Annotated in this window: 15 protein-coding genes; 3 read left to right on the top strand and 12 right to left on the bottom strand. The window is 48.9% G+C overall.

Annotated features, from left to right (window positions below; all coding sequences use genetic code 11):
• Positions 1 to 12 precede the first annotated feature (12 nt).
• Genes BN1360_RS09305 through BN1360_RS09295 form a run of 3 tightly spaced genes read right to left on the bottom strand, consistent with a single transcriptional unit; the run spans position 13 to position 2,103 of the window.
• Positions 13 to 918 (bottom strand): ATP-binding cassette domain-containing protein, encoded by a 906-nt coding sequence (locus BN1360_RS09305; protein WP_229520943.1) that lies wholly within the window; start codon positions 916 to 918, stop codon positions 13 to 15.
• Positions 915 to 1,325 carry a GntR family transcriptional regulator gene (locus tag BN1360_RS09300; RefSeq protein ID WP_068779600.1) on the bottom strand — a complete coding sequence of 137 codons (411 nt, stop codon included), beginning with the start codon at positions 1,323 to 1,325 and terminating at the stop codon, positions 915 to 917. Before BN1360_RS09300 ends, BN1360_RS09305 begins: the two co-directional genes overlap by 4 nt.
• 43 nt (positions 1,326 to 1,368) lie before the next feature.
• Positions 1,369 to 2,103, bottom strand: a complete 735-nt coding sequence (locus BN1360_RS09295; protein WP_068779599.1) for an ABC-2 transporter permease — start codon at positions 2,101 to 2,103, stop codon at positions 1,369 to 1,371.
• Between the two features lie 203 nt (positions 2,104 to 2,306).
• On the opposite strand from BN1360_RS09295, the gene BN1360_RS09290 reads away from it, so the two are divergent.
• Positions 2,307 to 2,630, top strand: a complete 324-nt coding sequence (locus BN1360_RS09290) for an antibiotic biosynthesis monooxygenase family protein (protein WP_068779598.1) — start codon at positions 2,307 to 2,309, stop codon at positions 2,628 to 2,630.
• An 89-nt stretch (positions 2,631 to 2,719) separates the two neighbouring features.
• Here BN1360_RS09290 and BN1360_RS09285 read toward each other — a convergent pair whose 3' ends face one another.
• The 8 genes from BN1360_RS09285 to BN1360_RS09250 form a co-directional block, all read right to left on the bottom strand.
• Positions 2,720 to 3,184 carry a DUF420 domain-containing protein gene (locus tag BN1360_RS09285; RefSeq protein WP_068779597.1) on the bottom strand — a complete coding sequence of 155 codons (465 nt, stop codon included), beginning with the start codon at positions 3,182 to 3,184 and terminating at the stop codon, positions 2,720 to 2,722.
• Positions 3,185 to 3,202: 18 nt separating this feature from the next.
• Complete coding sequence (gene ctaG, locus BN1360_RS09280) at positions 3,203 to 4,141, bottom strand: cytochrome c oxidase assembly factor CtaG (protein WP_068779596.1); 939 nt, start codon at positions 4,139 to 4,141, stop codon at positions 3,203 to 3,205.
• Between the two features lie 217 nt (positions 4,142 to 4,358).
• On the bottom strand, positions 4,359 to 4,679 hold the full coding sequence (locus BN1360_RS09275) for a cytochrome C oxidase subunit IV family protein (protein WP_068779595.1): 321 nt from the start codon (positions 4,677 to 4,679) through the stop codon (positions 4,359 to 4,361).
• A 1-nt stretch (position 4,680) separates the two neighbouring features.
• Positions 4,681 to 5,307 (bottom strand): cytochrome (ubi)quinol oxidase subunit III, encoded by a 627-nt coding sequence (locus BN1360_RS09270; protein ID WP_068779594.1) that lies wholly within the window; start codon positions 5,305 to 5,307, stop codon positions 4,681 to 4,683.
• Positions 5,304 to 7,154 (bottom strand): cytochrome c oxidase subunit I, encoded by a 1,851-nt coding sequence (gene ctaD / locus BN1360_RS09265; protein WP_068779684.1) that lies wholly within the window; start codon positions 7,152 to 7,154, stop codon positions 5,304 to 5,306. Before ctaD ends, BN1360_RS09270 begins: the two co-directional genes overlap by 4 nt.
• 103 nt (positions 7,155 to 7,257) lie before the next feature.
• Positions 7,258 to 8,313: a cytochrome c oxidase subunit II gene (coxB, locus tag BN1360_RS09260; protein ID WP_068779593.1), complete on the bottom strand. Its 1,056-nt coding sequence runs from the start codon at positions 8,311 to 8,313 to the stop codon at positions 7,258 to 7,260.
• Between the two features lie 380 nt (positions 8,314 to 8,693).
• Complete coding sequence (gene map / locus BN1360_RS09255; protein ID WP_068779592.1) at positions 8,694 to 9,443, bottom strand: type I methionyl aminopeptidase; 750 nt, start codon at positions 9,441 to 9,443, stop codon at positions 8,694 to 8,696.
• 187 nt (positions 9,444 to 9,630) lie between these two features.
• Positions 9,631 to 9,819: a hypothetical protein gene (locus BN1360_RS09250; protein ID WP_068779591.1), complete on the bottom strand. Its 189-nt coding sequence runs from the start codon at positions 9,817 to 9,819 to the stop codon at positions 9,631 to 9,633.
• Positions 9,820 to 10,372: 553 nt separating this feature from the next.
• Here BN1360_RS09250 and BN1360_RS09245 point away from each other — a divergent pair.
• Together BN1360_RS09245 and BN1360_RS09240 are read left to right on the top strand one after the other, a co-directional pair.
• Positions 10,373 to 11,557, top strand: coding sequence for an MGDG synthase family glycosyltransferase (locus tag BN1360_RS09245; protein WP_068779590.1), 1,185 nt, complete (start codon positions 10,373 to 10,375; stop codon positions 11,555 to 11,557).
• Between the two features lie 148 nt (positions 11,558 to 11,705).
• A complete protein-coding gene (locus BN1360_RS09240) occupies positions 11,706 to 12,044 on the top strand; it encodes a DUF4870 domain-containing protein (protein WP_068779589.1) in 339 nt (112 codons plus the stop codon).
• Between the two features lie 50 nt (positions 12,045 to 12,094).
• On the opposite strand, the gene BN1360_RS09235 is transcribed toward BN1360_RS09240, so the two are convergent.
• Positions 12,095 to 13,444 (bottom strand): nucleobase:cation symporter-2 family protein, encoded by a 1,350-nt coding sequence (locus BN1360_RS09235; protein ID WP_068779588.1) that lies wholly within the window; start codon positions 13,442 to 13,444, stop codon positions 12,095 to 12,097.
• Between the last annotated feature and the right edge of the window lie 40 nt (positions 13,445 to 13,484).

Here is a 13,484-nt window from a genome sequence, read left to right as displayed (position 1 = left end):
CATAACAGGCATTTACACTGACAATTCCTCTGGCTTATGCCCTTCGATCCACAACCTCAATATCTCTTCAAGCTCAAGTGTACGTGATTTCACGACCTGTAAATCCGCTGCCGCCAAATACTTTTTCCACTGTTCATTATCCCGAACCGTAATCCGTGTTAAAGACGGACCGTCCGGATTGCATTTGACGACTCCCGGCAGCTTGCCGAGCGCGCCTGCATCCCCTTGTACCCAAAGTTCCTTCCAGGTCCCGTACAGCGAATCCTTCTCTGCTATCCCGAGAATCCGTCCTTCATCGACCAGAATGATATAGTCCGCCAATCGCTTGACCTCATCTACAACATGAGTCGATAACACGATCGTCACCTCCTCATTCTCCATCGATGCCTGCAGTTCATCGATCATATCGCCCCAAGCGAACGGATCAAGTCCTGAAGAGGGCTCATCCAGCAGCAGAAGCTTGGGACGGGCGGCAAGCACAGCCGCGATCTCGAACTTGCGTCTCTCCCCCTTGGACATCCGGTTCAATCGCTCATTACGCGGCACGCGAAACCGTTGCATCAATTCCTCGAATCGCCCCTCATCCCAGCTTGGATACCAGTATGAGCGAAATTCCGCTACCGCATCCGCCGTAAGATGACTTTCCTCCGCGATCGAAGTCTCCGGAACATAACCGATCTTCTGTCTTAAGGATAACGGTATTTCGCCGTTGAACGTCTCCCCATACCAGCGGATTGACCCTTGGTCCGGCCTGGTCGTCTGCAGCATCATGTTCATCATCGTGCTCTTGCCGGCTCCATTGGCACCAACCAGTGCAACGATATAACCCTGCGGAATAGTCAGATCGATCGGTCCGATCGGGTGTCTGCGTCTTTTTTTAATTGCTCCTCTAAATTCAATCGCCATGCGCTCTGTCACGCTCCATCCCTCCCGCCATCTTTATGATATTTTTGCTTCAATATGTTTAGAAACAGTTGTTTCAGTTCTTCTTCTCCATATTGCACAGATATTCCAGTATCCACCGCCGTCTCGACAGCTTCCTGAACCACAGATTTCCGATATGCATCCCGTTCCCCGGTCCCTACCCTGGCCACAAAGGTTCCCGTCCCTTGCTTCGTCCTAAGCAGGCCTTCATTCTCTAAATCCTGATATACCCGTCTGATTGTAATGACACTGCAGCTTAGGCTCGCTGCTAATTCGCGAATGGATGGCAGAAGTGTGCCTTCTTCAATTTGCCCGCTTACGATCAATGATTTAAGCTGCGTCTCGATCTGATAATATAAAGGTTCTGCACTTTGCTCATCAATTTGTATCGGAATCCACACCTTTCCCCTCACCTCCGGTCTCAATTTGTCGGCTGCCCATTCATCAGACCAAATCCCGCTTGTTCAGCTTCCGCATAGTTTGAAGACCCATCCCATATGCCCCTAAAGCGCCGACTAAAAGAGTCCCCCACATTAGAGGCGACAGCAGAGCATAACGGGCAGAAACATCCATCGTGTATTTCAACAAATTGCCATGTAGAAGGGTAATAACAACGGAGATCACGACCACGCTGAGCATCAACACGCAGCTCAACCAAAAGTAAGTTTTGCCTTTATTCAGCAATTCCATATAAATATACAGTCCGTTTATAAGCAGTGCATATCCGATCCAGGTCAGAGCAAAGGCAATGTATTGGAACGGACCCAGATTAATGTCTAATCCGCCTAGCCAAAAGATAACGAATATCACTCCGAAGAAAAAGGTTCCGTTAAACAGAAGGGCTGCGATGAGCTGAAGGTAGCGACTCTTTATAATGGTCCTCACAGGGATCGGTAGGGTGTGATAATACCACAGCATTTGAGTGTAGGAATCTTCCCTCAAATAACTGAACGATCTGCGCGAAAAATAAAATCCGATCATCGGGATAAGCACTAGCATCAAGCAATCCGCTAATGAATGAAACGCATCATCGGAATGAACTACGGAATAGAGCATCGTACTGAACATTCCGCCGAAATATAACATGAACAGGACATTCCAGATCAGATAAAATCGATCTGAACATACGTCCTTTTTGAAGATGACCCAAGCATCCTTCCAGCCTTCCAATTTCATCATCCTTTCTCTTCTCTCCCTATGTACATAAACACTATTCTACTGTGCTTACTGTTTATATCTTTATACACAGTATATACTGTGCTTATTCTGCTCGTCAACCCAGAAAATCCATTTTTCAACTTACTGCCCAAGCCAATTGGATGATTAACGCTTGACTTTCACGAACAAATGTTCTAAATTGGATTGTTATTGGGGGAATAGACATGAGCGAATTGGCCTGTACACCACAGCCACCGTATTATGCAGTAATCTTCACCTCTGAACGGACAGAGGGAGACTACGGTTATGCCGAGATGGCCGAGGAGATGGTTCGGCTCGCCGCCATCCAGCCCGGATTTTTGGGAGTGGAGAGCGCAAGGGAAGGTCTGGGGATTACAGTGTCGTATTGGGAATCTCTTGAAGCTATACAAAATTGGAAACAAAATGAGAGGCATCTCATGGCACAAAGTAAAGGGAAGTCAGAGTGGTATCTCAAATACAAGACGAGAATTTGCAAGGTCGAACGAGATTACAAATATGAGCAATAGAACTCAAAAAGCCAACCATCATGATGGTTGGCTTTTTGTCTAGCAGGCTTTGCCGCATATTAGCTATAGGCAGCACCCTTTAACCAGAATCAGGCGCCCAGTATGACTTCCCATACCGGCTTCGTGTGTCCGCCAGGATACATCATATACAGCAGTACATATACAGCAACGCCGGTAATCGCCGTAAAAAACCAGATCACCGACGTTGTGCGTCCCCATTTACGATGCTTGGCATATTTTGCCTTGAATCCGAGTACTAACGTTGTAATCCCAAATATCGCCGCTACAGTTGCGAGAACAATATGGAAGATCAAGAAAATATGATAATACACCTTCAGATTATCCGGTCCTCCCCATGCTGTATTGCCGATAAATATCGTTCTGGACATATAAATGATGAAAAATAGCAATGCCGCAACCGCAGCCGCGATCATCGTCTTCTTATGCGCTTCTCGTCTCCCCTTAATAATCAGCGTCCAGCCGATCGCTACCAGCACAGCGCTAATTACGATGAACGCCGTACTGATCGTCGGAAATAATGTGTAAACGTCCATGATTTATCCTCCTGCTTGTTATATTTGTTTCAGCTCGCTTGAGGGAGCGTATTCTTCTGGCACAGGCACAGGTACAATCTCTTCATCTTCATTGCGGTTCTCCTGCCTGTACCAATGAAAGAACACATAGGCAAGCATCGAGGCGAAGATAATCTCCTGAATGAACTTCATCAAAATCCCGCCGACCTGCTGATCAACAACGGGTTCCAGATAACCGAAGAATTGTGGGCCGCCGAACTGGCTCAGCAGCATCGTTGTATCTCCAGGAATGCAATAGCCCATCGCCTTGGACCAGACGACCGGGTCACTGTACGTCGCATACAGGGGAGCCGTCGCGAAAATAATGAGTCCACACGCCGGTGTCAGAAGCACCATATTGAGAAAAATAAAGCCGACCTTCTTGACTCCCTTCCCCGCAGCCAGATCCGGCAGCGGATCCACTAGGGTCCACCACATTAGCACTGACGCAATAAACAACACGACATAATAGAGTCGGTGCACCCCAAAATGAAGCATGACGTAATCGTGAATCGCAGGGATGTGATAAAAAGAAAACAGCCCATTGAATACCAGCGCTGCAACGACAGGATGGGTGAAGAATTTGAGCATACGCAGCGGGCTCCTTCTGAGCCAAGATACAATTCCACGCCATACCCAGACAGGGATGCCAAGCATCAGAAGCGGCGGAGCGAGCAAATACGAAAGCGCCATGCTAATCATATGGAAGCTAAACATGATATGCCCGAGCAATTCTACCGGGCCACCCTGAGCCATATATAGCAAGGCCAGTCCAAGCAAGAACAGCAGCCTCCTGTTCAGAGATACCTTCTCCCCTTGGCCGTATTTCTCGCTAAGCGGTCCGATCAATATGAAGTATCCCGCCGTGATCAGCAGGACAAGCGCTAATACAATGGGACTCCACACCTGTGTAAATGTAAAATATTCTAATCCGAGCACACGAACCCCTCCTTCCTGGAGACTTCGATTCTGTCGATATGATGAACATTTTCACCCTTGTACCTGTCTGTAAACTTTCCACTAATACAAGTAAAAACGGTTCTCCCCCTGCCAGATGGGCGATATCCGTTTCCATTCACTATGTATGACATAAATCATACTCCCTCTATATTTATACATAAAAAGAGGGCTTGGAATCAAGCCCTCCTCATATTTGTTACCACCACATCCAGTATAACGCGGCGATAATCGCCAAGCCGGCAACGAAGAATCCACCGGCCATGAACAGAATGGGTATCATATGCCCTTTGTCCTTTAGATGCATCCAGTAGCCCAGCTGTACGAGCACCTGAAGCACAGCCATCACGAGCAAGAGCAGAACGGTAAAAGCCGTATTAACTCCACCCGCTGCAACGGAAGCGAAAGCGATCAAGGTTAGAACGATGGAGAAGATAAACGCAATGACATGCTTCTGCGGTCCTTCCTGGCGATGTCGATGTTTGATCGTTGTGCCGCCATTCGAATCGTGATTCGTCATGCTAATCTACCACCTTTCCAAGCAGGTATACTACGGTAAAGATAAATACCCACACGACGTCGATAAAGTGCCAATACATCGCGGACACATAAACTTTCGGTGCGGTTACCACGGTCAATCCCTTCTTGTATAACTGACCGATAATAACCGAAATCCATAAAATCCCGAACAGGACGTGCGCCCCGTGGAATCCGACTAGAGTATAAAAAGCGGAACTAAATGCGCTTGTCGTCATGCTATACCCTTCATGCATGTATTCCGAAAATTCATAGATTTCCAGCACCAGAAACGCCAGGCCAAGCAATACAGTAATACCCAGCCATTTCGCCAATGAACTGCGATTGCCACGGTGCAGCGCCTGAACTGCAAACACGCTGGTCAAGCTGCTGATTAACAGGATGAAGGTCGCTGCTGCTGTGATCGGCAGGCTGAACAATTCGCTGGCAGACGGACCGTCGGCCACTTGATTTCTAAGTGTTAAGAAGGTTGCGAACAGCGTGCCGAACAATACAGCCTCCCCACCCAGGAAGAGCCAGAAGCCAAGCACTTTATTGCGCCCCTCCAGCGTAGCTTTCTCCGGTTCATGGGGAAGGACGTTCGTCGCTTGCTCTGCGTGAGGTGTCGTCATGCTTTTACCCCCTTCTCATTCAATTCAGACGGTTCGATATGCCAGCCATGATCGTCATACAACGAGCGGACGAGCATACTTCCAAATGTAATCGCCAGGCCGATACCTGTAACGACATAGTTGCTGAAGATGAAGTTCATAAAGCTGCTGCCGAAATCATCGCTGGTGAACATAAATCCAAGGCCGGCGATGAACAGCCCCACTGACATAATAAACGGAAGAATCGTCGGCGAAGGCATATGGATGGAACCAACCGGTTCAGCCGGAGTCATCTCCTTATTGCCTGCCATCTTCTCTTTCCAAAATGCATCAAGTCCGCGAACAAGCGGGGTTTGCTTGAAATTGTACTCTGGAGGCGGTGAAGGTATTGTCCATTCCAGTGTACGTCCATCTTCCCAAGGATCATTCGAGGCATTTCTTGGCTTGGCAGCCGTGATTCCGATATTGATCAGGAATACGATGACTCCAACCCCCATCAAAAATGCGCCAATTGTACTGATCAGGTTCATCAGATCAAAGCCTTGGTTCGGCAAATAGGTAAATACCCGACGCTGCATACCGATCAACCCAAGGAAATGCTGTACGAAGAAAGTCATATGGAAGCCGATAATGAAGGTCCAGAACTCCAGCTTGCCCAGCTTCTCGCTAAGCATCCGGCCGAACATCTTAGGCCACCAATAGTGAAGACCCGCGAATAAACCAAGTACGAGACCGCCTACGATTACGTAGTGGAAGTGTGCAACAACAAAGTAAGTATCATGATATTGATAATCCGCCGGAGCTGATGCCAACATCACACCGGTAACTCCCCCCATAACGAAGGTCGGGATGAAGCCAACAGCGAACAGATTTGGTGTCGTAAAGCGGATTTGACCGCCCCACATTGTGAACAGCCAGTTGAAGATCTTGATTCCTGTCGGAACCGCGATCAACATCGTCGCGATGGAGAACAAGGCGTTAGCCACCGGTCCGAGTCCGGTCGTGAACATATGGTGAGCCCAGACCATGAAGCCGAGGAAGGCGATCAGAATCGTAGCGAACACCATCGAGCTGTATCCGAACAGACGCTTGCGCGAGAATGTACTTACCACCTCGGATATCATGCCGAAGGCCGGAAGAATCAGAATATACACTTCAGGGTGTCCGAAGATCCAGAAGATATGCTGCCAGAGTACCGGGTTGCCCCCGGCGCTGACATTGAAGAAGTTCGCTCCCAGAATTCGGTCAAACGTCAACAGTACAAGACCCACCGTCACTGCCGGGAAGGCAAACAGGATCATTGCTGATGTGACGAACGACGTCCAGGTGAACATCGGCATCCGCATATATGACATGCCCGGGGCACGCATGGTAATGATCGTCGCCAGGAAGTTGATCCCCCCGATCAAAGTACCCAAACCGGCAATCTGCAGGCCGATCGTATAGAAATCGACGCCATGCGTCAAGCTGTATTCCGTCGATGACAGCGGGGTATAAGCCGTCCATCCCGCATCGGGAGCCCCGCCTATAAACCAGCTGAGATTAAGCAGCAGGCCGCCGAACAGGAACGTCCAGAAGCCAAGGGCATTCAAGAACGGGAACGCTACGTCACGCGCACCGATCTGCAGCGGAATCACCGCGTTCATCAGTGCAAAAATGACGGGCATAACCCCGAGGAAAATCATCGTAGTACCGTGCATTGTAATCAATTCATTGAACTGCTGCGCCGTTACGAAATCATTCATCGGTTTCGCGAGCTGAACGCGAATCAACAGCGCTTCAATCCCGCCGATACCAAAGAACAGAGCACCAGCGACCAAATACAGAATAGCGATCTTCTTGTGATCGACTGTAGTCAGCCAGTCCATCAATCCCTTGTGCCGCTTAACAGTATGAGCGTGAGCCAAGGTTTGTACCCCCTTTAAGTTCCTTTGCCTTAGAATTGCCGTTCATGCCAGAAGTGGCATCGGATCAGTAAGATAATTTATAGTCAGCTAGGTACTGGGCGATCGCTTCGATCTGATCATCCGTCAGCCCTAAATCTTTAGGCGCCGGCATTTTATTGCCTGGCTTCACAGCTTGCGGATCCTCCAGCCATTCGACCAAATTATCCTTGACCGGTTTGCGATCCCCCGGTTTGCCTGAGGCCCCTTCATTCAGCAATATGCTAGCCACGCTCTCCCTGCTGCCGATACCCGTCAAGTTCGGTGCCGCCGGCCCTCCTTGATCGCCAACCGCATGACAGGTCAAGCATTGACTCTTGAACACTTCTGCAATTGCCGGGTCCTCCGGCAGCACAGCAGGAGCTTTCATCGCTTCGATCCAATTTTTGAACGAATCCTCGCTAACCGCCTTCACCTTGAACTCCATAAAAGCGTGGGACGGACCGCATAGTTCGGCGCATTTTCCGAGATATACGCCTTCCTTAGAAGCTTCCAACCAGGCCTTGTTAACCGTTCCGTCCGTATTGGTATCCGTCTTGCCCGCCAGAGACGGGACCCAGAAGGAATGCAGCACATCCGCCGTGCGCAGCTGCAAGGCAATCTTCTTGCCTGTCGGAATGATCAGATCCTGTGCCGTCGTTACGCCATAATCCGGATAAGAGAATTCCCACCAAAAGAGATGCGATGTCACATTAACCTTAACCGCATTTTTATCCTTGGAATAATCTTCACCAAAGGCAAATACCTTTTGAACCGTAGGTACCGCCAGAATCAATACAAGCAGCAAAGGGATGGCGGTCCACAGAACCTCCAGCTTAAAGCTCCCTTCTACCTGTTTAGGTACTTCATTCTGTCCTGGCTTGCGACGGAATCGGATCAGAACATAGGCAGCTATTCCGAATACGACGATCATCACCCCGATCATGATGGAAATCGCCAGCTTGATCAGTCCGAATTGTCCTTCTGCCACAGGCCCCTGCGGTCTAAGCGCAGATAAATCCTCACGTCCGCATGCGGAGAGCAGGAGCGAAATGCCGAGGAACAGGGGGACAAGCCGTTTAAAAGCCTTTCCAGGTTTCATCATTTTGATCTACCCCACTTTACGTTTTCTCCCGATATGTACGAGTACAAAGATGTTGCATTTCCAGTAACAAGACACGACTTTTAGCACAATAGATGCACTCTTGTCAATTATAACAATCACCTATTAAATATATGATCGAACCCATCTTTTGTCAATGAATCGCAGACAGTTCACAAAATGTTCAAATATCCGAAAAAGTGCATTGTATCAATGTTTGTCAACGTTTGCAAACCAAAAAACAGGCCCTAAAGGCCCGTTCGTTTTATCCTTATTCGCGCTCCATCCCAGCGTTTGACGCAATTCTGTCATTTTTGACATTTCGTTTAACATTATTTGAACATTGTATCAAAAAAGAGAGCTGAGCTCTCTTTTCGCCAAATTTATTTTGTTAAAATGACCGGTCCATCTTCCAGAACTGCCAAAGTATGCTCGAAATGCGCACCCAGGGTTCCATCCGCTGATCGGATCGTCCAGCCGTCATTGTCCCACAGCACCGCTCCTGTATCTCCAAGCGTAAAGATCGGTTCAATTGTGAATACCATCCCCGGCTTAATGATCATGCCGCTATGCGCACGTCCAAAGTTCGGCACGTCCGGCGCTTCATGCATTTTCCGTCCAATCCCATGGCCGATCAGCGCCTTCACTATCCCCATATTTGCTTCTTCCGCACAGCGTCCCACCGCATGGCCGATATCTCCGATACGGTTCCCCGGCACGGCCTGGGCAATGCCGGCATAGAGAGCCTGCTCAGTCACTTCCATCAGCCGCTTGGCCTCGCCGCTAATTTTGCCAACCGGGTAGGTCCAGGCTGAATCAGCCAGCCACCCCTTCTTGTTCACGACCAGGTCGATCGTCACGATATCGCCTTCGCGCAGCTCCTTGTTGGTAGGAAAGCCGTGGCATACCACTTCATTGACCGACGCACAGGTGGCAAACGGGAATCCCCGATAGCCCTTCTGCTCCGGAGTAGCCCCCCTATCGGCCAAATATTCCTCCACAAAAGCATCGATCTCCAATGTTGTAATTCCGGGAGCAATGATTTCAGAAATTCTTTTATGACAATCAGCCAGAATCTCTCCCGCTTCCTTGATCCTTGCAATGTCCTCCTTCGATTTCAAGCCTACCTTCACGTCAAGGCACTTCCTTTCTGCCCAATAAAATAATGGAGTATTTGTATAGAAGCTCAAGGCTCTACACTTGTTATTGTATTTATATGTTTCGGAACAGAAGAAAAAAACGTCCCGGCTATTATCCGCCAGGACGATTATATTCAGGAGTTCCTGATTAAACACGTGATAGCCTTCCTGATATGTAGTATCAGGAAACCGACGAATCCAATTTATCCAACTCATTCTCAACAATAAGAGTTAGTTCTTCCTCATAGCCCCCCATTATCCGGTACTTCCTGACATATTCCTTCACGAACTTCTTCGGATCCTTCGGCTTGAATATCCGGGTCATCTCCCGCAAGCTTTCCTTCACTTCATTATGACCTTTTGTAGCCATACTAATTCCCTCCCAGAACGCTTGAAATAAATGCCCCGATCATGAGAACTCTAAAAGCACGGTTGTAAAATCATGAAGTTATAAAGATTCTTTGCTCCCACCTTTGCGTAAGACACTGTAATTAGTGTGCCCCAATGAGATTCTCGTCAGATCAAGAACAGTGGAAAAAGCGTCTTGCAGTATACGTCAGCATCAACGCGGTGCAATGATTTGGAAAAAACCTCCTATCTATTCTATTGTAACATATTCAGCTTCATGTTTCAGCTTTCTTCCTAATACCTATTTTTAGCGTAAGTTCAAAAATTTCGGTTATAGCTCGAAATCCAGCGCAGCCAAGGCTCACATTTTCAACCGCCCCACTAAATAAAGCTAGAGGAACCTCTTTTTTGTGGATCATTCATTTATTTTACAATTGTAGGTTAATATAATGTAAGTCCCTTGTTAAAATATATTCAGGCCCGGCATATTATTAATACGTGTTCCAAAAAAAAGGCCATTTTCACCACAACTACCTCTATTAACATGCCAATCTTGGATCGGAGGAAAATAACCCATGAGCTCAAGAATGCCTAAAATCATCATTCTCTTTGCCAGCTATGGCGACGGGCATTATCGCGCCTCTCAAGCCATTGAGGCCTGCTTGCAGGCCAAGGGGATCAGTGAAGTCATCCTGCTGGATCTGATGGCCAAGTCCCACCCCTTGTTAAATGAGGTCACCAAATTCGTCTATATGCACAGCTATAAGTCATTGTCCTCTGTATATGGCTGGCTGTATAACTCTACCAAAGAATTACAGCCCGGAGACCCGCTCCATTCCTTGCTCCATTCCTTGGGAATCCGCAAGCTGCACCAGATTATCGAGCAATTTGAGCCTGACATCGTTATCCATACCTTCCCTCAGCTTACTATGCCCAGACTGCTCAAGAAGACCGGGAAATCTATTCCACTAATTAATATTATTACCGATTTTGATCTGCACGGCCGCTGGATTCATCCCGATGTCGATCGTTACTACGTAGCTACGGACGATCTGAAGCGGCAAATCGAATCGCGCGGCATTCCCGCTGAGCATATCCAGGTAACGGGCATCCCGATCCGTTCCAGCTTCTCTGAGGGCATGCAGCATTCCGCGCTTCAGGATATATTCGACACCGGCCACGCCATGAAAGATACAGGCTACCTCTATTCCGGCAAAAGGACCGTTCTGCTTATGGCCGGCGCTTACGGGGTAATGCAGGATATTCTTAACATCTGCGAACGGCTCCTTCGAGAAGAGAACATTCAGGTCATCGTGGTATGCGGCCGCAATACGGGCTTGTATAATGGGCTTAGAGCGGCTATGGGCAGTCATCCGGATTTATACTTATACGGCTATGTCACTCATGTCGCCACATTGATGAGAGCCAGCGATTGCATCGTAACCAAGCCCGGGGGGCTGACGCTAGCCGAAGCCATGGAATGCCGCCTGCCGATGTTTCTGTATCGCCCGGTGCCCGGTCAGGAGCTTAACAACGCCAAGTATCTCCAGGAGAAAGGGATAGCGCGCATCACGAACAGCCACAGACAACTCACCGCAGAGATTCTCTCTCTGCTGCATGATGAGAATCAGCTGTCCCTTGTCCGCCGCAAAATAGATGAGCTCCGCAAGCCAAAGGCCGCGGAGCTCATCGTAGACGATATATTAAATTTCTGGCACGATATCACCATCCGCCAGGAGGAATACTCTGTCATTTTGTAATCGCCCGTCCGAATCAAGGTTCTGTCCACCCCAGGCTCGTCATACATTTTATTGAGACAGGGACAGTCAGGTCGGGAAATGACAGCGAAGCATTTTACGATCAGCGCCTAACTTCCCTGCTAGCTCTTGGGAAGGAAGGTGCTTTTCTATGTCCCCGTTCAAATCATCTACCGGACTGTACGAGAACATAGCCGGGTTTCTCTGCTATTTATTCGCTTTTGTCGGCGGCGTTGTATTTCTCGTTATCGAGCGCAGAAGCAGATTTGTTCTCTTCCACGCGCTGCAATCGGTTATGCTCTTCGCAGGAATCATGATTGCCCATGCCGTAACCGGATTTATCCCATTTATCGGGCTTGTCGTTAACTTGCTTCTGACATTGCTCGGCGTCTTTCTGTGGATCATCCTGATGTTCACTGCCCTGCAAGGAAAATGGCTTAAGCTCCCTTGGATCGGTGAGCTCGCAGAGCGCCAGCTGAACCGGATGTAGAAACCGCCTGTTCTTTCATAACCATATGGATGAGGCAGTTAAGCCTGTAGCTAGTTCGTCTCTGCTTCCGTCTGGCTAGACGCTGCCTTATGTTTATGCCCGTTCAGGCCATTAAAGAGCAGGTTCATAATTATGGCTGTCACACTACCAGCGACAATACCGTTGTCAACCAGAATACGCAGCCAAGCGGGAAGACTCTCGAAAAGACCTGGCACCACGCTGACACCAAGGCCCATGCCTACGGAACACGCGATGATCAGCAAGTTCTCATGCCGGTTCAGATCGACCTGATCCCCCAGCATGCGGATGCCCGAGGAGAGCACCATGCCAAACAAGGCGATCATCGCTCCACCCAGTACCGAACTCGGTACAAGCTGAGTTAGGGCTGCGATCTTCGGCACGAAGCCGAGCAGAATCAGCAGGCCTCCGGCTACCACGATGACATCACGCGTCTTAACCCGGCTCATCTGGATCAGGCCAACGTTCTGCGAATAGGTGGTATATGGGAAGGAATTAAATATACCCCCCAGCATGATCGCCAAGCCTTCTGCGCGGTAGCCCTTGGTCAGATCCTCGGACTTGATGTCCTTATCCACGATTTTGCCCAATGCCATGAACACGCCTGTCGATTCAGCAACACTGACGATCGATACCAGGATCATGGTTAATATCGCCGAGACGTGGAAGGTTGGACGTCCAAAATAGAAAGGCTGTACCATATGGAACCAGCTCGCCTCTTTAAGCGGTGCATAATCGACCGCACCAAACCATCCGGCGATAATAGTACCGGCAATCAAGCCGACCAATACAGAGATGGAACGCAGGAACCCTGTTGTAAATCGATTCAGCAGAATAATAAAAATAAATACTCCGAACCCGAGGGCCAGGTTAAGCGGACTGCCGAAATCCGGACTTGCCGCATCTCCTCCGCCCAGGTCGGTAAGTGCAACCGGTATCAAGGTGACCCCGATAATGGTCACCACCGAACCGGTCACGACCGGAGGGAAGAACGCAATCAGCTTGCCGAATAAGCCGGAAAACAGAAAAATGAATAGGCCGGAGGCAATAATCGCCCCATAGATTGCTGATACGCCCAAGCCATCGCTCTGCCCGATTGCGATCATCGGCGACACCGCCTGGAAAGCACAGCCGAGCATGACCGGCAATCCGATGCCAAAAAAGCGATTACCCCATACCTGCAGCAATGTCGCTACACCGCAAGCCAACAGATCAATACAAATCAGGTAAGTTAATTGCTCATGACTAAATTCCAGCGCTCCGCCTACAATCAACGGTACGAGAACCGCTCCGGCATACATAGCCAATACATGCTGAATCCCCAAAGAAAACGTCTTGAAAGGATGTCTGTTTCTTTGAAAAATGCGTTCGTGGTGTTCCATGATTTTTACTAGTTCCTCCCCAGGCTCAACTTATAGAGGC

Source organism: Paenibacillus sp. GM2 (assembly GCF_900069005.2).
Lineage (GTDB): Bacteria > Bacillota > Bacilli > Paenibacillales > Paenibacillaceae > Fontibacillus.
The sequence above is the reverse complement of the archived record's forward strand: the minus strand, read 5'-3'. Positions and strand labels throughout refer to the sequence as shown.

Excerpts from the sequence above, each read along its gene's own strand:
- BN1360_RS09240 (WP_068779589.1), top strand. The coding sequence starts at position 11,706 with ATGTCCCCGTTCAAATCATCTACCGGACTGTACGAGAACATAGCCGGG.
- BN1360_RS09235 (WP_068779588.1), bottom strand. The coding sequence starts at position 13,444 with ATGGAACACCACGAACGCATTTTTCAAAGAAACAGACATCCTTTCAAG.
- ctaD (WP_068779684.1), bottom strand. The coding sequence starts at position 7,154 with ATGGACTGGCTGACTACAGTCGATCACAAGAAGATCGCTATTCTGTAT.
- coxB (WP_068779593.1), bottom strand. The coding sequence starts at position 8,313 with ATGATGAAACCTGGAAAGGCTTTTAAACGGCTTGTCCCCCTGTTCCTC.
- BN1360_RS09270 (WP_068779594.1), bottom strand. The coding sequence starts at position 5,307 with ATGACGACACCTCACGCAGAGCAAGCGACGAACGTCCTTCCCCATGAA.
- BN1360_RS09245 (WP_068779590.1), top strand. The coding sequence starts at position 10,373 with ATGAGCTCAAGAATGCCTAAAATCATCATTCTCTTTGCCAGCTATGGC.
- BN1360_RS09285 (WP_068779597.1), bottom strand. The coding sequence starts at position 3,184 with ATGGACGTTTACACATTATTTCCGACGATCAGTACGGCGTTCATCGTA.
- BN1360_RS09275 (WP_068779595.1), bottom strand. The coding sequence starts at position 4,679 with ATGACGAATCACGATTCGAATGGCGGCACAACGATCAAACATCGACAT.
- BN1360_RS09250 (WP_068779591.1), bottom strand. The coding sequence starts at position 9,819 with ATGGCTACAAAAGGTCATAATGAAGTGAAGGAAAGCTTGCGGGAGATG.
- BN1360_RS09290 (WP_068779598.1), top strand. The coding sequence starts at position 2,307 with ATGAGCGAATTGGCCTGTACACCACAGCCACCGTATTATGCAGTAATC.
- BN1360_RS09295 (WP_068779599.1), bottom strand. The coding sequence starts at position 2,103 with ATGATGAAATTGGAAGGCTGGAAGGATGCTTGGGTCATCTTCAAAAAG.